Origin of the sequence: Parablautia sp. Marseille-Q6255 (assembly GCF_951230155.1) — a bacterium.
GTDB lineage: Bacteria > Bacillota > Clostridia > Lachnospirales > Lachnospiraceae > Choladousia.
In genome coordinates, this window is sequence record NZ_CATNVD010000002.1 from 129,345 (window position 1) to 146,654 (window position 17,310).

At 43.6% G+C, this 17,310-nt stretch carries 19 protein-coding genes; 1 reads left to right on the forward strand and 18 read right to left on the reverse strand.

Translation table 11 applies throughout. The annotated features are described in order from the left end of the window. Positions 1 to 68: 68 nt before the first annotated feature. The gene (locus tag QOX44_RS02705) at positions 69 to 914 is read right to left on the reverse strand and encodes an alpha/beta fold hydrolase (RefSeq protein ID WP_283681140.1); all 846 of its coding nucleotides are present in this window, start codon (positions 912 to 914) and stop codon (positions 69 to 71) included. Positions 915 to 931: 17 nt separating this feature from the next. Beyond that, the gene (locus QOX44_RS02710; RefSeq protein WP_283681141.1) at positions 932 to 2,224 is read right to left on the reverse strand and encodes an SLC13 family permease; all 1,293 of its coding nucleotides are present in this window, start codon (positions 2,222 to 2,224) and stop codon (positions 932 to 934) included. A gap of 167 nt (positions 2,225 to 2,391) precedes the next feature. Here QOX44_RS02710 and QOX44_RS02715 point away from each other — a divergent pair, with 167 nt between their 5' ends. After that, positions 2,392 to 3,393 (forward strand): LacI family DNA-binding transcriptional regulator, encoded by a 1,002-nt coding sequence (locus QOX44_RS02715; protein WP_283681142.1) that lies wholly within the window; start codon positions 2,392 to 2,394, stop codon positions 3,391 to 3,393. A gap of 95 nt (positions 3,394 to 3,488) precedes the next feature. On the opposite strand, the gene atpC is transcribed toward QOX44_RS02715, so the two are convergent. The 16 genes from atpC to QOX44_RS02795 all read right to left on the reverse strand — a co-directional run bounded on the left by atpC (position 3,489) and on the right by QOX44_RS02795 (position 17,238). After that, on the reverse strand, positions 3,489 to 3,899 hold the full coding sequence (gene atpC, locus QOX44_RS02720) for an ATP synthase F1 subunit epsilon (RefSeq protein WP_283681143.1): 411 nt from the start codon (positions 3,897 to 3,899) through the stop codon (positions 3,489 to 3,491). Between the two features lie 12 nt (positions 3,900 to 3,911). Beyond that, complete coding sequence (gene atpD, locus QOX44_RS02725; protein ID WP_283681144.1) at positions 3,912 to 5,297, reverse strand: F0F1 ATP synthase subunit beta; 1,386 nt, start codon at positions 5,295 to 5,297, stop codon at positions 3,912 to 3,914. Positions 5,298 to 5,320: 23 nt separating this feature from the next. After that, positions 5,321 to 6,184 carry an ATP synthase F1 subunit gamma gene (atpG, locus tag QOX44_RS02730; protein ID WP_283681145.1) on the reverse strand — a complete coding sequence of 288 codons (864 nt, stop codon included), beginning with the start codon at positions 6,182 to 6,184 and terminating at the stop codon, positions 5,321 to 5,323. 126 nt (positions 6,185 to 6,310) lie between these two features. Then, a complete protein-coding gene (atpA, locus tag QOX44_RS02735) occupies positions 6,311 to 7,816 on the reverse strand; it encodes a F0F1 ATP synthase subunit alpha (RefSeq protein ID WP_283681147.1) in 1,506 nt (501 codons plus the stop codon). Then, positions 7,813 to 8,388 (reverse strand): ATP synthase F1 subunit delta, encoded by a 576-nt coding sequence (gene atpH / locus QOX44_RS02740; protein WP_283681148.1) that lies wholly within the window; start codon positions 8,386 to 8,388, stop codon positions 7,813 to 7,815. Before atpH ends, atpA begins: the two co-directional genes overlap by 4 nt. Continuing rightward, positions 8,376 to 8,891 carry a F0F1 ATP synthase subunit B gene (gene atpF / locus QOX44_RS02745; RefSeq protein WP_283681149.1) on the reverse strand — a complete coding sequence of 172 codons (516 nt, stop codon included), beginning with the start codon at positions 8,889 to 8,891 and terminating at the stop codon, positions 8,376 to 8,378. The genes atpH and atpF overlap by 13 nt, the downstream gene beginning before the upstream one ends. An 88-nt stretch (positions 8,892 to 8,979) precedes the next feature. Beyond that, entirely contained in the window at positions 8,980 to 9,246 is a 267-nt protein-coding gene (gene atpE, locus QOX44_RS02750; RefSeq protein ID WP_283681150.1) for an ATP synthase F0 subunit C, read from the reverse strand. Between the two features lie 121 nt (positions 9,247 to 9,367). Next, a complete protein-coding gene (gene atpB, locus QOX44_RS02755) occupies positions 9,368 to 10,045 on the reverse strand; it encodes a F0F1 ATP synthase subunit A (RefSeq protein ID WP_283681307.1) in 678 nt (225 codons plus the stop codon). 95 nt (positions 10,046 to 10,140) lie between these two features. Continuing rightward, complete coding sequence (locus tag QOX44_RS02760; RefSeq protein ID WP_283681151.1) at positions 10,141 to 10,557, reverse strand: hypothetical protein; 417 nt, start codon at positions 10,555 to 10,557, stop codon at positions 10,141 to 10,143. Further along, a complete protein-coding gene (locus QOX44_RS02765) occupies positions 10,532 to 10,789 on the reverse strand; it encodes an AtpZ/AtpI family protein (RefSeq protein WP_283681153.1) in 258 nt (85 codons plus the stop codon). The genes QOX44_RS02760 and QOX44_RS02765 overlap by 26 nt, the downstream gene beginning before the upstream one ends. A 132-nt stretch (positions 10,790 to 10,921) precedes the next feature. After that, a complete protein-coding gene (locus QOX44_RS02770; RefSeq protein ID WP_283681154.1) occupies positions 10,922 to 11,362 on the reverse strand; it encodes an RbsD/FucU family protein in 441 nt (146 codons plus the stop codon). Between the two features lie 156 nt (positions 11,363 to 11,518). Then, positions 11,519 to 12,538 carry an AI-2E family transporter gene (locus QOX44_RS02775; RefSeq protein ID WP_283681155.1) on the reverse strand — a complete coding sequence of 340 codons (1,020 nt, stop codon included), beginning with the start codon at positions 12,536 to 12,538 and terminating at the stop codon, positions 11,519 to 11,521. 81 nt (positions 12,539 to 12,619) lie between these two features. After that, positions 12,620 to 13,501 (reverse strand): RluA family pseudouridine synthase, encoded by an 882-nt coding sequence (locus QOX44_RS02780; protein ID WP_283681156.1) that lies wholly within the window; start codon positions 13,499 to 13,501, stop codon positions 12,620 to 12,622. Positions 13,502 to 13,519: 18 nt separating this feature from the next. Beyond that, on the reverse strand, positions 13,520 to 14,797 hold the full coding sequence (locus QOX44_RS02785; RefSeq protein WP_283681157.1) for an MFS transporter: 1,278 nt from the start codon (positions 14,795 to 14,797) through the stop codon (positions 13,520 to 13,522). Positions 14,798 to 15,065: 268 nt separating this feature from the next. Further along, positions 15,066 to 15,755 (reverse strand): response regulator transcription factor, encoded by a 690-nt coding sequence (locus tag QOX44_RS02790; RefSeq protein ID WP_283681159.1) that lies wholly within the window; start codon positions 15,753 to 15,755, stop codon positions 15,066 to 15,068. After that, a complete protein-coding gene (locus tag QOX44_RS02795) occupies positions 15,748 to 17,238 on the reverse strand; it encodes a sensor histidine kinase (protein WP_283681160.1) in 1,491 nt (496 codons plus the stop codon). Before QOX44_RS02795 ends, QOX44_RS02790 begins: the two co-directional genes overlap by 8 nt. Positions 17,239 to 17,310: the final 72 nt, after the last annotated feature.

Genomic DNA, 17,310 nt, shown 5'->3' on the forward strand with positions numbered 1-17,310 from the left:
TTCATGTAAAAAATAAATCAAGACCACCAGCATCCCAATGATCTTGATTTTCTTCTTAAACTTCTCTTTTAAAGATTTTCTATCTTTTTGTAATAATGTCCCTCATTATTATATACATTATCTAAGAAAAATGCGATTTCTGAAGAAACCTCTTCTACAAAGATCTTCCACGGCTCATTATGTGAAAAACCATGATATAAAATTAATTTACTATGAGGAATACATTCTACAGTACGAAGCATTAAATCCGGGCGTGAAATAGGATCTTCTGTCCCCCCTATTACAAGTGTTGGAACATAAATAGATCTAAGAAAATCTTTTGTATTCTTTTCATTTTTCAGTCCCATAAGAGGACGTTTATAATCCAATTTCTTCTCCTCCGGTGACTGATGATCTTGCTGTTCAATTGCCATATATTCTTTATCCTGCCGTACTCTCTCAATAACAGCAGCATCATCAAAATACTCAGGAGGAGTGTCCATTGGCTTTACGTACTCACCTCTCAATATTCTTGTCCGGTAAGAAACAAACCCTTCATCTAAATTATATGGACCTGGCACAATCGCAACAAAAGCAATCAACCTATCCTGATAATCTTTGCAGATATGCCATCCTGTTCCTGCTCCGTGAGAATCCCCTGCATAAACAAACTTATTAATTTTCTTTTTATCAGCAAAACTGATAACATCTTTTGCCCATATATCCCACCACTCTGACCCATAATCAATCTCCGAATGGTCTGATTTACCAAATCCACGATTTGTAAGTAGAAATACATGAAACCCAAGCTTACACAATTCTTTAATTGATGAATATCTTGGATAATCTATCATTGTACAAATAACATATTTATTACCCTCCCCATACTCTTCATAATAAATATGTTTCCCATCGTTTAATTCTATCTTTGACATTATTTTCTCCTTTATTATTAACCAAACACTCCAAATACTGCTAACAAAGTTACAATTATTCCCATAATAATCGCGAGCAGTAACTGCTGATTAGCCACTTTACTGGAATACTTTTCCGGGCACCCTGTAATACAAATTGCTCCACCCATAGAATATGGAGAAATACTGGTAGCAATCATTCCCATTTGAGATGCTACTACGATAGCTGCTCCAGAAATTCCATATGAAACAAGAGCTGGTGCAAGGGCTATAATCAATGGAGTAATCACACTTCCAGAAACAAAAATACTTAAAAATCCACATATAGCAGCAATAAACGGAACAACTATTACTGTAGGTAACACTTCAGATTCAAGCAGTGATTTAATAGCATCTGTCACTCCAAGACTTTCAGCTTCACCCATTAACATTGCCATACCACATACCATAATAATCAAGCCCCATGGAATCTGATTTTTCATTACATCATTCGTATTCGCAGTTTTAGTGATATGCATTGCTATAATTCCTAATGCAGACAAAACTTGAATCGTTAAATTATTTTTCATCCATTCTGTTACTGGATTTGGAATAATCAGCTGAATCAATGTCGGCAAAATAAGAATAGTAATTACACATAAAATAATATACAATGTTGTTTTTTGTTCTTTTGTAATTTCTATTTTTTCTTCTTCAAGAATTTTGACAGAAGATTTTACTCTCCAGCCACCAAGCACAATATACGAAATAAGCATAAATGAAATATTAATTATACAAACAATTATAAACAATCTGGTAAATCCTTCTTCTGCAGCTTCCATACCAATAGACTCGCCAAACCATGAAGAGAATGTAGCATAATTGGTAAGCCATGGCGCCCATGTTCCTGCACAGGTTGACCAAAGTAAAATAGAGGTCAATATAGGCGGCAGCCCAGCCTCAATAATAAATGCAAATGCAATAGGACTCAAAAATAAGAGAATTGAATCCGTAGACGCTCCTGCAAATGCCATTAAAAATGGTATTGCAAAGAATAACAATGGAAGAAGCCATGGTGCTCCCTTAAAATTTTTGAATAGATACTTCGTAATACTAAGCATTGTACCATTTGATGTTGCATAACCAAAGAAGAATGTAACTAAAAACATATTAACAAACAATCTTGCCGAAAATAGATTTACAACACCATTCACACCTAAACCAGTAATCGTAATTCCAAATATAAATGCAAAACCGATTGCTATTATTCCTGCATTGATTTTTAATCTTTTTCCTCCTATTACAGATAATAAAATTGCTGTAATAAATAATATCAACTTAATATAAGTCATATGTTTTACCCCCAAAAATTCTTTTTTATTTACTTTCTTCCGCGGATATAGTAAAATTACAGTAATTATCAATGAATATCAACTGTATTTTTGGTCTTTTTTACCTAACTATTACCTAATTCACCTAATTTAATTATCTTATCAATTTTTTGTAAAGGGGGATACTTTTGTCAATTACAGCAAAAGAACTTGCAAAAATATTAAATCTGTCAGCAGCATCTGTTTCTGTAGCATTGAATAACAAACCTGGTGTAAGTGCCATAACAAAAAAACGAATATTAGAAGCCGCACATAAATATGGGTATGACTTTTCAACTATAACAAAGGAAGGGAAGTTAACTGGAACGATATATTATATCCGCTATATTAATTACCACTCTCCTCAAGAAGCTCCTTTTTTTAGTTACCTAGCTTCAAGTTTAGATAAAATAATAACCTCAAAGGGATATAAATACATAGGTTTAAAAATATATGGCGATGAAGATTTTGATAAAAATTTAGAAAAAATCAAATTTTCCGATTGTGCCGGTATACTTCTATTAGGTACTGATATTACAAAAGACAAACTTAAAAGATTTTTGTCCCTTGATTTTCCATTAGTTCTTATGGATACATGGTTTACTTCACCTCCTGTTAATTGCGTAAAAGTAAATAATATTCAAGGTGCGTATCTTGCAACAGAATATCTTATTAAAAAATATAAATGCCAACCTGGTTACTTACAATCTTCTCTTAGGCTGCAAAACTATGAAGAACGTTTTACAGGTTATTGTCAGGCATTAGAAAAATACAGAATGTCTATGCGAAACAGCGATATTAATGTTATCCTGCCCAATATGTATGGCGCACAGGCTGACATGAATGAAATTATGCAGCATAAAAAACAGTTTGCAAGAAGCTATATTGCTGATACTGATGCTCAGGCAGTAGGCGCAATGATGGCATTTCAAACAAAAGGTTACAAAATCCCCGACGATATAGCCTTCATTGGATTTGACAATTCATTTTATTCAGAAAATGCTCATCCGAATTTGACTACAATAGAGGCTTATCCGTCATGTATGGCTGCAACTGCACTCAATAGACTTTTAAGTATAATTTCTGAACGAAATGATATTCCAATAAAAATCGAAATTAGTACTTCTTTAATTGAAAGAGGATCTGCTTAAATAAAATCCCCCGAACCGATAATTTCTTTTATCGGTCGGGGAATACACCTGATTTTTCATTTAATACACTTAACAGCAAATTTTCTCATAAAATGCTACTTCATCTTCGAAAGCTCCAACCGCACCATAGCTTTCCGAAGCGCGACCTCGGCTCTTGATGTGTCGATCTTTGGATCATGAGTACGGAGTCTGCGCTCTGCGCGCTCCTGTGCCTCGCGGGCACGGTTTGCATCGATCTCTTCCGGCCACTCCGCAATCTCCGCCATTACTGTGATCCTGTCATCTGTGATCTCAATAAAACCGGAATGGACTGCAGCCTCTTTATTTTCACCATCCAGATGGATCGTCATGATACCCGGAACCACGATCATTGTCATTGGGATATGGTGCTTATAAATCCCCACCTCTCCCTCTGACGTATTAAGCTCCAGCATAAAAGCCTTGCCTTTCCAGAAAATCCGGTCAGGAGTGATGACTTCCAGATCAAAATACTTGTCGTCTGCCATATCTGTCACCCCCTACTTTACGCGGGCAACTACTTCGTCTATGGTTCCGGCATTCAGGAAATAGCTCTCTGGAATACTGTCATGCTTTCCTTCCAGAATCTCAGAGAATCCCCGAATCGTCTCAGAAAGCGGCACATATTTTCCATCCAATCCTGTAAACTGTGTCGCCACAAAGAATGGCTGAGAAAGGAATCTCTGTACCTTTCTCGCACGACTTACGACAAGCTTATCATCCTCAGAAAGCTCGTCCATACCAAGGATTGCAATAATGTCCTGAAGCTCTTTATACTTCTGAAGAATCTCCTGTACGCCACGCGCAACACGGTAATGCTCTTCTCCTACTACCCTTGGATCAAGGATACGGGAACTCGACTCGAGCGGATCTACTGCCGGATAAATTCCAAGCTCTACAATAGAACGGGAAAGTACGGTCGTTGCATCCAAATGAGCAAAGGTCGTAGCCGGAGCCGGGTCTGTCAGGTCATCGGCCGGCACATATACTGCCTGAACGGACGTGATAGAACCATTCTTTGTAGATGTGATACGCTCCTGCAAAGCACCCATCTCTGTCTGCAGCGTCGGCTGATATCCTACAGCGGAAGGCATACGTCCAAGCAGAGCAGATACCTCGGAACCAGCCTGTGTAAAACGGAAAATATTATCAATAAACAAAAGCACATCCTTTCCGCCCTCATCACGGAAATTCTCTGCCATAGTAAGACCGGTAAGACCTACCCGCATTCTTGCTCCAGGCGGCTCATTCATCTGTCCAAACACCATCGTTGTCTTATTGATAACGCCGGATTCTGTCATTTCATGGTAGAGGTCATTTCCCTCACGGGTACGCTCTCCTACACCGGTAAATACAGAATATCCACCATGCTCTGTCGCAATATTACGGATCAGCTCCTGAATAAGAACTGTTTTTCCTACTCCTGCACCTCCAAACAGACCAATCTTTCCACCCTTCTGATAGGGGCAGAGAAGATCTACGACCTTGATACCTGTTTCAAGGACTTCTGTGGAAGTCGACTGTTCCTCAAACGCCGGGGCATCACGGTGGATCGGCATATACTTTACATCTTTCGGAGCCGGCTTATTATCAATCGGGTCACCTGTTACGTTAAAAATACGTCCCAGAGTCGCCTCACCGACCGGAACACAGATCGGAGCTCCTGTTGCCTCCGCCTCCATTCCCCGTACAAGGCCGTCTGTCGGTCCCATTGCGATACATCTTACCGTCTCATCGCCAAGATGCTGCGCAACCTCTACTACGAGCAGTTCTCCATTTGTACGTCTGATGTTGATTGCTTCATATATAGCCGGAAGCTTTCCTTCCGTGAATTTAATATCTAATACTGCACCGACAATCTGAGTGATTTTACCTTTGTTCTGCATTTTTACAATCACTCTCCTTATCATTATCTTTCATTAGTGGCATTTGCGCCTGCGATGATCTCTGTCAGCTCCTGCGTAATAGAACCCTGACGTGCACGGTTATACTGCAGGGTCAGCTTATCTATCATCTCGTCTGCGTTGCTCGTCGCAGAATCCATTGCCTGCATCCTTGCTCCATTCTCGCTGGCTACAGATTCTACCAGAGCACCATACAGAATGCTTGTTATATATTTCGGAATGATCAGATCCAGAGCCTCCTCTTCCTTTGGCTCATAATTCATCAGGGAATTGGATCTTGCAGCTTCAATGTCTGATGGATCCACCTCTACTGGAAGCAGCTTCAGAAGTGTCGGTTCGTGCACCACTGTATTTTTGAAATACGTATATGCTACATAGATTTCTCCGACTTCTCCCTTCGCATAAAGCTCCAGTACCTCCGCACAGATCTCCCTCGCATCCGCGAGCATAGGATTTTCGATCACTTCAGGGTACTCTTTGGCGATCGTATAATCTCTGCGCGAAAAATATTCCTTTCCCTTATTTCCAACTGTAAATAATAGAAGGTCTTCCCGTTTCATATCAGAACCGGTGATCAGCTTGATTACATTTGAATTGTATCCGCCGGCCAGACCACGATTCGATGTGATCAGGACAACTGCCTTTTTTGCAGATGCCTGAGGCTTCAAATATGGATGCTCGATCGTTCCGGATTTTGCCAGCATGGAAGTCACTACTTCATACATCTTGTCGAAGTACGGCTTGGATCTCTCGGCACGCGCCTTCGTCTTTTGCAGCTTTACTGTAGATACCAGCTTCATTGCCTTCGTGATCTGCTGCGTGCTGGCAATACTGTTGCGCCGCCTTTTTATATCTCTCATTGAGGCCATACTGTCACATCCTCTCTTTTTCATGTTATCCCAAACAGTCAGTCATTGAGACGTCTGCTTCCAAAATCACCATCTGATCTGCAGCTTTGTCTGCTTTTATTGTACTGCTGTTTCGAATCATTTCACCTATTTGAAGCTTGCCTTAAACTCGTTGATCGCCGCCTGTAACGATGCTTCTGTCTCCTGCGTGATCTGCTTTTCCCTTGCAATGCTTTCCGGGATCTCAGGATACTTTGTATCAAGAAATGCAAAGAATTCCTGTTCAAAACGCAGAATATTCTCTACCGGAATATCAAGCAGATATTTCTTCGTTGCAGCATAGATAATGATAACCTGATACTGCACTGCCATTGGCTTGTACTGCGGCTGCTTGAGGATCTCTCTGATCCGTTCTCCCTGAGCCAGCTTCTCTTTCGTATCATCGTCAAGCTCTGAACCAAACTGGGAGAATGCTGCCAGCTCACGGTACTGTGCCAGCTCAACACGGATCGGAGCCGCGATCTTCTTCATTGCCTTGATCTGGGCCGAACCTCCTACACGGGATACAGAAAGACCTGCATTTACCGCCGGACGGAATCCTGCATTAAACATCTCCGTCTCGAGATAGATCTGTCCGTCTGTAATAGAGATCACGTTTGTTGGAATGTACGCCGATACATCGCCCGCCTGAGTCTCAATGATCGGAAGCGCGGTAAGGGAACCTCCACCCAGCTCATCCGAAAGCCTTGCGGCACGCTCCAGAAGTCTGGAATGCAGATAGAATACATCACCCGGATACGCCTCACGTCCTGGCGGACGCTTCAAAAGCAGGGAGAGTGTACGGTAAGCTGCTGCATGCTTTGACAGATCATCGTAAATGATCAGTACATCCTCACCATTTTCCATCCATTCCTCACCGATCGCACAGCCGGAATACGGTGCAATATACTGCAGCGGAGCAAGCTCACTTGCGGTAGCCGCCACGACAGTCGTATAATCCATGGCTCCGTACTCTTCCAGTGTATTTACAATGGAAGCTACCGTAGAAGCCTTCTGACCGATCGCAACATAAATGCACTTTACGCCCTGACCCTTCTGGTTGATGATCGTGTCGATCGCGATCGCCGTCTTACCTGTCTGACGGTCTCCGATGATCAGCTCACGCTGTCCCCGGCCGATCGGCACCATCGAATCGATCGCCTTAATACCTGTCTGCAGTGGCGTATCTACTGATTTTCTGGCAATAACGCCGGAAGCGACTCTCTCGATCTGACGGTACTTGTCAGAATGGATCGGTCCCTTTCCGTCAATCGGCTGTCCAAGTGCATTCACCACTCGTCCAAGCATCCCGTCACCAACCGGCACCTCAACTACTCGTCCGGTTGTCTTTACGATATCGCCTTCTCCAATATCAGCACTGCTTCCAAGCAATACCGCACCTACATTATCCTCCTCAAGGTTAAGTACCATGCCGTATACGTCTCCCGGAAATTCCAGAAGCTCACCCTGCATCGCTTTTTCAAGGCCATAAATACGCGCAATACCGTCTGCTACCTGAATAACAGTACCTGTGTCAGACACCGCGATCTCGGAGGAGTATCTCTGAATCTGTTCTTTGATCACGGAACTAATTTCCTCTGGTCTTAAATTCATGAGGCCTGCACACCTTCTTTCTCGCTTTCTAGTGAAATCTTCATAAGGCCGCCTGTCAGACGGTCGAGTCTGCTGCGCAGCGTACTGTCAACGATGCGGTCGCCCATGCGGATCATCAGTCCGCCAATCTTACTTTCGTCTACCTTATAGTCGATTTCCATTGTCTTATACCGGGTCGTATCCAGAAGCTTCTGTTCAATCCTGCGCTTCTGTTCTCCGGTAAGAGGAACTGCAGAAGTCACTTCCGCAACCCCTATTTTTTTATATTCCTTCACCCTTGCAATAAAATATGCAAAAATATCCGGTAAATTTTTATATCTTCCCTTTGTTACCACAATTCTCAAAAAACCTGTGAGGGCGTCGGATATCCGTCCCTTAAATACCTCCTCGATCACCTGAAGCTTCTTCTGCTTTGGAATCTCCGGGTGCATCAGGATTTTTTCAAGGTCACCGTTTTCTTTCAGCACAGTCTGAACCATCTGGATTTCCTCCATCAGACTGTCTGTAAGGTTTTCTTCCACAGCAAGCTCAAACAGCGCGTCCCCATAGGTACCTGCTACTAGCTTTGCCATGTCTGTTCACCTATCTCCTTTAATGTATCATCCACTAACGAATCCTGGATACTTAAATCAATGTTCTCCTTGATCACCTTCTCAGCGATCATAGATGCCACTGAAATAATCTCTTTTTTAATATCATCCTCTGCTTTCTTTACAGCAAGCTCTGTCTGATGATTTGCCCGCTCTATAATGCGTGCAGCTTCTGCCTTCGCATCCTCTATGATCTTTGCTTCATTCTCCAGAGCCTTTTTCCGCGCTGCACTCATCAGCTCGTCTGCCTCTTTGTTAATATTTTGCAGCTTTTCTTCGTACTGTGCACGAAGTGCCTGTGCATCCGCATTTGCCTGATTCGCAGAATCAATATTATTCTTTACTCTCTCCTCACGCTTCTTTAAAAAATCACGCGCCGGATTAAATAAAAGATAGGACAAAAGCAGAAACATCACGAATACTGCAATTGCCAGCAAAATGGCATCGTGTAAAAGCTGTGGGTCAAGATTAAACAGTCGTTCCAAGATTTCGCCTCCTTTCACTCTATATTTTTATCAATCTTTTTCGCGTGCATCTGCCTGTGCATCTCTCACAGCAGCTGCACCTTCTCTATCAGAGTTTGCCGATCAGCGGGTTTGCAAATAAGAGAATAAATGCAATAGCCAGACCGTAAAGACCTGTTGTCTCGGCTACCGCCTGTCCAAGAAGCATCGTAGATGTAATATCGCCCTTCGCACCCGGATTTCTTCCGACTGCAGCTGCACCGTGTCCTGCTGCAATACCCTGTCCGACACCAGGTCCAATACCTGCGATCATCGCAAGACCTGCACCAATTGCTGAACATGCTAAAATTAAACCTTCGTTTGTAATGCCTTCCATAATGTGATCCTCCTGATTTTTCTTAAAATTTTAAATTAATTTTACGTTCCGCCTATCCCAGGGCAGAAAATCTCAGTCTTTTGCAAGCAAGCTTGCAAATCCTGATTTTTCTGTCTTGCTGCTATTCGGAACTGCTGGGCATTTTGTCGGAGACGAATACCATTGTCAGCATACAGAATACGTATGTCTGTATCGCTCCCGAAAAGACATCAAAATAGATGTGCAGAAATCCGGGCCATCCGATCGCAACCTTTGACAGAAGCGAATAGATCAGCGACATCATAACAGTACCGGACAAAACATTTCCAAACAGACGTAAGGATAATGAAAACGGCACTGCGATCTCTCCGATCAGATTGATCGGGAATAAAAACGGCAGAGGCTTGAACAAGCCTGTAAACGCCCCGAATTTGTTGTATTTAATATTATTGTACTGGATCAGCCCAAAAGTGATCAGACCCAGCGGAAGTGTGACGCCATAGTCCGCTGTGGGCGGTCGCAGCCCGAACAGTCCCGAAATATTGCTGATAAAAATAAAAATAAAAATTGTGCCTATATAATTTCGGAATTTCTTTGCATTTACTCCCATGCTCTTTTCTACCATGCCATCGAGCATCTCAACGATCAGCTCTACAACGTTCTGAAAGCCTGTCGGATACTCGCTCGCGTGCTTGATCGCAATACGCGCTGCCACGGCAAAGGCCAGAATAATCAGCATCACAATAAAAATCGCCACATGAGTCGTTGTGATCCAAAAAGTCTGCCCGAATAGTTCATAGCTGAACAGCCCGTGGATCATAAAATCCACATCTGATCCCGAGGATGCCAGCAAATTCGCAGTTTCCACGCTTTTTCCTCCTTTCCCCCATATTCTTGGAAATACGGAAAAATACCCTACTTCCGAAATCTTTTCCAGATTTTATGCATAAGCGGCTGCAGAAAAGCTCCGAATTTCAGACAGAGCACTCCCAGAAAAGTCGCCATGACATAACCAAGATGTAAAAAATAAACAACGCCCGCTGCCAGAAGTATCATAAGCGTACGGAGCAGATATGCTTTTCTCATATATCCTTCTGCATCGCCGGAAGACATATCCAGCGCCCGGTCAATGGAACGGTACATATGGATCGCCAGTCCCATAGCAGTAGCGATCCCGATCCAAAATCCGATGACAAAAGATGAAACCGAACCGGCAAGCGCCGGCCAGACGGCTGCAACACAAAGCTCGACCGCCTGAATCACCAGACCGCAGACCAGAATCCCCGAAAGAAGCTCTGCAAGCGTCTCATTCACTTTCTTTATCTTTTCCATTTTCTAATCTCCTCCCGGCTTCCGGACGAATGACACCTTTGACCAGAATCCAGGTGTTTCTGGCGCCTGCCATAATCCCAAGTATTAATAACACGGCTGTGACAGACCAGCCAAAACGCTCATCAAGCCAGTTTCCCACAACCGCGCAAAGCACTACAGGAGCCAGCATACTGACTCCCAGCTGTGTGATCATAGCCAGCGAGCGCGCAATCTCGTTTGCATTCTTTTTCATAAATACAGCTCCATTTTCATGACATATTGTAACCGCCCCGTTACGATAATGAAATACAAAGGACTGCCGAATAGTAATATTATACATGAAGCCTGTTGCTTATGTCCAGATTTTATTAAGCCGTCTTCCGCCTTACTCTGTCACACAGCCTTTTTGCAGCATGATATTTGCGTATAATGCCTTTTCTCCTGTAGCTACGATTGCATATGCCTTACGTGCTTCCTCATAAAAAGCAAAACGCTCGATCGTGCCAAAGGTCTGCCCGCCTCTTTCATCATGCTTTGCGACAATCTCCTTGTACGTATCCCATATCGGTGTCTCTACCTGATCCCCCGGCGTTACTTCCATCAGGTTTACCGGCTTTTCTACATTTTTATCGAGAGGGAAAAGCTTCAATATGGCATCAAGGATTTCCGGCACGCCATGCCCGTCACAGCGCAGTACAATGGCATCCTTTCCTACAGATTCAGATGGAAAATTACCATCCGCGATCACGATACGATCCCCGTGTCCCATCTCACAGAGAACCTTGAGCATCTGAGGCGACAAAATCTGCGGTATTCCTTTTAACATAGTCATAATCCTCCTTTTACTTTGAGACGTCAGAAAATTCCCCCTTCTGACGCGTCTGTTTTCATATACCACATCATATCACCTCATTATCTAAAATACAATCAAATTTGATTTCTCTGCGTTGATGTTATAAAAATTTTATATTTTGTATTCTGTTTACTGAAATTCCCGCAGGATCTCCATTACTGTTAAAAGCATGACCGGACCCAGGATCACTCCGGCGGCTCCAAAGAGATACAGCCCCACATAAACGACCACGATCATCACAAACGGATATACACCGAGCTTTGCTCCGATCAGCCGGGGCTCCAGAAGCTCTCTTGCGACATACGTAAGCAGAAACAGTCCCACATATCCTGCCGCCAGCCTGAAATTCTGCTGAAACAGCAGCACTACAGAAAGGGGGATCAGTACTGTGCCTGTCCCGATAAACGGAAGCGCATCCATCAGACCGATCAGTATTCCAAGAACCAGAAAATACGGATTTCCAAGCGCCCATAACCCGACCGTGCAAATGACCATGATCACCAGGATGATCATCATCTGCGCTTTCATATACATTCCCCCCTGTTTCCACATCCGTTTTGAAATATTATGGTAATGCCTGTACCATTCATACTTCTGCAGCTTTTCCTTCATCTCATCATAATCCTTCATAAGCAGGATAACCGCTACAAACAACATCATCAAAAACAGGCCTGCGTCAGCGATCTTTTTGAGATACCTGACAGAATAATTGACAATACCGGGAATAATATAGACTCTGATCTGCTGTGACGCATGCTCCAGGCTGGTATAGACAAATTCCCGGACCTCATCCACTCTGATCCCAAAACTTTTTTCTGCCATTAAGCAGCAGTCATCCACAATGTTGCAGAAACAGGAATAATAATAATCAAAATTCATGGCGATCTTGCGGATCTGAACCATAAGCTGACAGTAAATAATATAAAACAGACCGGAAAACAGCACCAGTATCACCGCCAGCAAAACAGAAACGATCACTTCTTTTTTCCAGTTCAGTTTTTTTCTGATCGCCTCGACCACCGGATTGAGCATATGCACCAGCACATATGCAATTAAAAAAGGAGTCACGTATGGCAGCAGATATTTTATCACAAAATATACTGCCAGCGTGACCCCTGCTCCTCTGAGTAATTTTTTTCCCTCTGACATACTTTTGCACCTTCCAGTCATTCCTCTGTAGCTGTTCTCAAAACTGTTCCGATGCCTTTAGTATGTTTTATTCAGATTTTTCTATACCCGGAAATTATCATCTCCAAAAATGTCAAAAATCCTGCCCTGCGGTTTTATTGCAAATGTCATCTGCTTTCCTGAAACGGGATGAACAAAAGAAAGCTCTGACGCACACAGCGCAAGCTGTACGCCATGTTCCATCCTGCGATCCGGTGTTCTGTCCTCACCTGGAGGCAACACATATTCCTCCCACCGTGTATTATACTTTCTGTCTCCGTAAAGAGGCATTCCGGCGTGAGACATCTGGACTCTGATCTGATGATGACGCCCCGTGCCGAGATTGATCTCAGCCAGAGCGTACACCTTTCCGTCCCCCGAAGCATCCCTTCCAACCGAAGCATCCACTGTTTTTAAAATACGACAGGCAAGCACAGACCTCTTTGCATCCTTATGATTCTGATCTGATACAAAAGAAGTATTGTTTCTTCCATCTCTTACCAGATAATCCACCAGCGTAATGCTGTCCTCTTTTCTTTCCGGACACTTTTCCATACAGCATACCGCATGATATATCTTTTTCATCCTGCCGTCCGATACCTGTCTGCCAAGCTCCGAAGCTGCACGTTTCGTCTTGGCAAATACAAGGATCCCTTCAACCGGCTGATCCAGGCGATGCACAACATGAATCTGCACAGCTTCCTGTCCCTTGCGTGCTTTTGCATATCCTCCGGTTGAGTTCGGCCCTTTTCCACGGCTCTCTGATTTTTCAGGAGAGTTTTCCACAGTATGCACACCATTTTCTACATATCCGCACGCTTCCCCTGCCAGATAATTATTTAACATACTCACCATATCCTGCTGCCCGATACGGGCGCTTTGTACTGCAATGCCTGCTTCCTTGCAGCAGACAATGATCTCTTTATCCTCATATAAGATTTTCATGTCTCTCTCCATTGATCCTTATTGTGTTCTGCTTCTCTGGTCTTTGTCTGGTCTTTTACAGATACTGCGCTTTTTCCATATCAGAGTGATCCCATACAGCACCGTCCCTGCACTAAGTATGCTCCCCAGCAGATAAAAGGAAGCCTCTACCCCAAACCTGCTCCCTAAAAATCCGGTAACAGGACTGGCTGCGACCATAAGTACAGAGTACATCATACTGTCAATACTGACAAGCGTTGCTCTCTGATCACTCGTAAAATCCTGATTTACACTTTCACTGACCAGGATACCGGAAAACCCTTCACTAAACTGAGCGGCGCATGCTCCAAAAAGAATGACTGCGATCTGCTGTGCACCCGTCAGACACGTGCCGATCCCTCCAAACAGGCCGCACACAAGAACTGCTTTTTTTATCCCCATACTGCTTTTTGCCGCCACAGACGCCCCGACAGCTCCCGCCATCGAAATAATCAATACCGGTATTCCTATAAACGCTTTTGGCCAGCCACAGTTTACAAGATGCTCCTGTAAATACATCAAAATCAGGTAACACGGACAGGCGATCGCCGCATCCGCAAAAATCCTGCACATTACGAGCGGATGCGCACAGACAAAACGTACCGTCTGCGCGACATGTGTGCGGATACGCTGTACCATTTTCCCCGGATAACTTCCTGTCAGGCTGACCATTTCTTCTGCCGGATGATTTTTTATCCTTCTTTTCTGCATTTCTGTCACAGCAGGTTCCTGTACCCACATCATCAAAAGTACTGCGCTAAAGCACAGAACTACCATCACACCGTAGGTATGTCGGTATCCGATTGCGATTGCCACAGGACTCATCGCACACGCAGCTGCTCTTGAAACTCTCCCCGTCACACTGATTCCTGACCATACCTTCCGATACATGCGCTCCTGTCCGGCCTCCAGCAGGCTATCGTACACAAGCGCTTCCTGCGTACCGGACAACAGATTGCAGCTGAATGCGGAAAACATCATACCAACATAAATCCAGCCTCTCCATCCGTCCAGACTCATAAAAATCCCGGAACACATTCCGGCTATTCCGGACAATATCATTGTCCGCTTTCTCCCAAAAAGATCCGCCAGCATTCCTGTGGGAATTTCACAGATCATACTTGTGCTGTGCATGACCCCCTCTGCAAGTCCTGCTTCTGCCAGGGAATATCCCCTTTCCAGCAGAAAAATCACCCACACAGCATCTACCATCCGAAACGAATACGGTAGCTCACACAGATACAGAAGTCCCGTTTGTCTCCTTATATTCCACTTCATATCCTTAAACCTCCAGAATCTGTCTTTCTTATTCAGTTTTCTATATGTTTGGAAAAACTGCCCGGAAAAGGGCAGACGGACAGCCGGAATTTATCAAATCGCTGATCTGAATTTACAGATGAAAACTTTCCGGCTCATAACAGTACCTCTTAGAATTGTGTATAATTGTGTATGCTTCCCTGCGGAGCATCTTTATTGCATAGGATGGAATTTCCTATGCAATAAAAATAATACAAAAAAGAAACTTGTTTGTCAATTTTTTTCTGATTTATACCTTAAAACGGTAGCCGACGCCCCATATCGTCTCGATATACTGCGGCTTTGATGACTGTTTTTCTATTTTTTCACGTATCTTCTTGATATGTACCGTAACCGTGGCGATATCGCCGACCGATTCCATATCCCAGATTTCCTTGAAAAGCTCTTCCTTCGTATAGACATGGTTTGGATTCTGTGCAAGAAAGGTCAGAAGATCAAATTCCTTTGTCGTGAAATTCTTTTCCTCTCCTTCGATCCATACACGGCGCGCAGTCTTGTCGATCTTGATCCCGCGGATCTCGATAATATCATTTTCCTGTACATTGCTGTTTACGAGACGCTCATACCGCGCCAGATGTGCTTTTACACGCGCCACAAGCTCGCTGGGGCTAAATGGTTTCGTCATATAATCATCCGCTCCCAGTCCCAGCCCCCGGATCTTATCAATATCATCCTTCTTTGCAGATACCATGATCACCGGAACATTCTTCTTTGTCCTGATCTGCCGGCAGATTTCAAATCCGTCTACCTCCGGGAGCATCAGATCCAGGATGATCAGATCAAAATCCTCCTCCAGCGAACGCTTTAATCCTGTATCTCCTGAATTTTCTGTCTGCACCTCAAATCCTGACAGCTCCAGATAATCCTTCTCCAGATCTGCAATCGCTATCTCGTCTTCCACGATCAGTATTCTACTCATTTCCAGGTACCTCCTGATATTTTCTTATTTCTAAATGCATCGTAGTTCCTTCTCCTACTCTGCTCGTAGCCCATATCCGTCCGCCATGGTCTTCAATGATCTTTTTCACAATAGACAAGCCGATGCCGCTCCCTCCCTGAGAAGAATTGCGAGACAGATCCGTCCGGTAAAACCGGTCAAAGATAGATACCAGATCTTTATTGGGAATGCCTTTTCCATTATCCTCAAGCTCGATCTGTATAAAGTCTCCAATATCCATAACGCGCAGCTGCACGTACTTCTTAGGCTTATCCATATATTTTACAGAATTTCCGATAATATTATTGATGACTCTTTTTAGCTGCTCTGCATCCGCAATGATCAGCGCGCCCGGATCTGTCGTATTGATATACGAGAAAACAATGTTCCTTTCCCGCATTTCAAGTCCGACCTCCTCCGCACAGTCATCAAAATACTCTGTCACGTCAATTTTGTTAAAATTATAAGGGATCCTGTTTGTATCTATCTTTGAATAAAACGTCAGCTCGTTGATCAGACGATCCATATCATTGGCCTTGATATAGATCGTGCGGATGTAGCGGTCCATTTTCTCCGGTGTATCTGCGACGCCGTCCATGATCCCTTCGACATATCCCTTAACTGCCGTGATCGGCGTCTTCAGATCATGGGAAATATTGCTGATCAGCTCCTTGCTCTGACGGTCAAACGTCTTCTTTTCTTCATCAAGGTCTTTAAGCCTCTGTCTCATCTCATCAAAATCACGGCACAGCTCACTGATCTCATCGTGTCCCTTTGCCTCCAGCTCAAAATCAAAATCTCCCTCCTTGATCCGATGTGTCGCCTCACTGAGCTTTCCAAGCGGTGTATGAATCCCCGTATAGATCCATATGATCATGAGAAACGCTGTAAATACAAGGATAATGCCGATCGAGATCAGAAGATCTACCATAAGCTTTTTCGTCTGAGAGACGATTTTACTGGCTGACGATACTACAAAGATACTTGCCTCCTGATCATTTTCAAGCAAAAGATCCAGCTGCTTGACAAAGGCCTGTACCGTGCGTCCTATATAGGAGCCCCCGTCTGATGCGCTGACAAACCCCCGATAAGCGGGAAGCTGATCGAACAGCTCGCTCACGTCCTCCTCTGAACCGTTATAATACAGAGTATCTCCAAGGCGCACCAGTAAAAATGAATGCTTGTCCATCAGGCTGGTATTGATCTGTCCCAAATATTCTTTGTCCAGAAATTTCCGGGGATCTGCATCTGCCTGCTTCTTCAGCTCTTCAAAGACATCCTGCGTCGTCTTTCCGATCACCTGCATGGAATCTGATATATTTTCGTACGAAATGGGTATCCCATAGCTTTCTTCAAGCGTATTCATCTGATATTTTGTAAATCCGAGAAGTGCTACTCCGAAAAGAATACTCGGAGCCAGAATAATGATCAGAAACGCTATAATAAGTCTGGTCTTCAGCTTCACAATATCACCTCATATGTGTAAGTATAGCATAACCAAAATCACAACGCATCTAAACAATATGCTATAATTCTA

Excerpts from the sequence above, each read along its gene's own strand:
- QOX44_RS02705 (WP_283681140.1), bottom strand. The coding sequence starts at position 914 with ATGTCAAAGATAGAATTAAACGATGGGAAACATATTTATTATGAAGAG.
- QOX44_RS02710 (WP_283681141.1), bottom strand. The coding sequence starts at position 2,224 with ATGACTTATATTAAGTTGATATTATTTATTACAGCAATTTTATTATCT.
- atpB (WP_283681307.1), bottom strand. The coding sequence starts at position 10,045 with ATGATCCACGGGCTGTTCAGCTATGAACTATTCGGGCAGACTTTTTGG.
- atpD (WP_283681144.1), bottom strand. The coding sequence starts at position 5,297 with ATGCAGAACAAAGGTAAAATCACTCAGATTGTCGGTGCAGTATTAGAT.
- QOX44_RS02775 (WP_283681155.1), bottom strand. The coding sequence starts at position 12,538 with ATGTCAGAGGGAAAAAAATTACTCAGAGGAGCAGGGGTCACGCTGGCA.
- QOX44_RS02790 (WP_283681159.1), bottom strand. The coding sequence starts at position 15,755 with ATGAGTAGAATACTGATCGTGGAAGACGAGATAGCGATTGCAGATCTG.
- QOX44_RS02765 (WP_283681153.1), bottom strand. The coding sequence starts at position 10,789 with ATGAAAAAGAATGCAAACGAGATTGCGCGCTCGCTGGCTATGATCACA.
- QOX44_RS02760 (WP_283681151.1), bottom strand. The coding sequence starts at position 10,557 with ATGGAAAAGATAAAGAAAGTGAATGAGACGCTTGCAGAGCTTCTTTCG.
- QOX44_RS02780 (WP_283681156.1), bottom strand. The coding sequence starts at position 13,501 with ATGAAAATCTTATATGAGGATAAAGAGATCATTGTCTGCTGCAAGGAA.
- atpC (WP_283681143.1), bottom strand. The coding sequence starts at position 3,899 with ATGGCAGACGACAAGTATTTTGATCTGGAAGTCATCACTCCTGACCGG.
- QOX44_RS02770 (WP_283681154.1), bottom strand. The coding sequence starts at position 11,362 with ATGTTAAAAGGAATACCGCAGATTTTGTCGCCTCAGATGCTCAAGGTT.
- atpA (WP_283681147.1), bottom strand. The coding sequence starts at position 7,816 with ATGAATTTAAGACCAGAGGAAATTAGTTCCGTGATCAAAGAACAGATT.
- atpG (WP_283681145.1), bottom strand. The coding sequence starts at position 6,184 with ATGGCCTCAATGAGAGATATAAAAAGGCGGCGCAACAGTATTGCCAGC.
- atpH (WP_283681148.1), bottom strand. The coding sequence starts at position 8,388 with ATGGCAAAGCTAGTAGCAGGTACCTATGGGGACGCGCTGTTTGAGCTT.
- QOX44_RS02785 (WP_283681157.1), bottom strand. The coding sequence starts at position 14,797 with ATGAAGTGGAATATAAGGAGACAAACGGGACTTCTGTATCTGTGTGAG.
- atpE (WP_283681150.1), bottom strand. The coding sequence starts at position 9,246 with ATGGAAGGCATTACAAACGAAGGTTTAATTTTAGCATGTTCAGCAATT.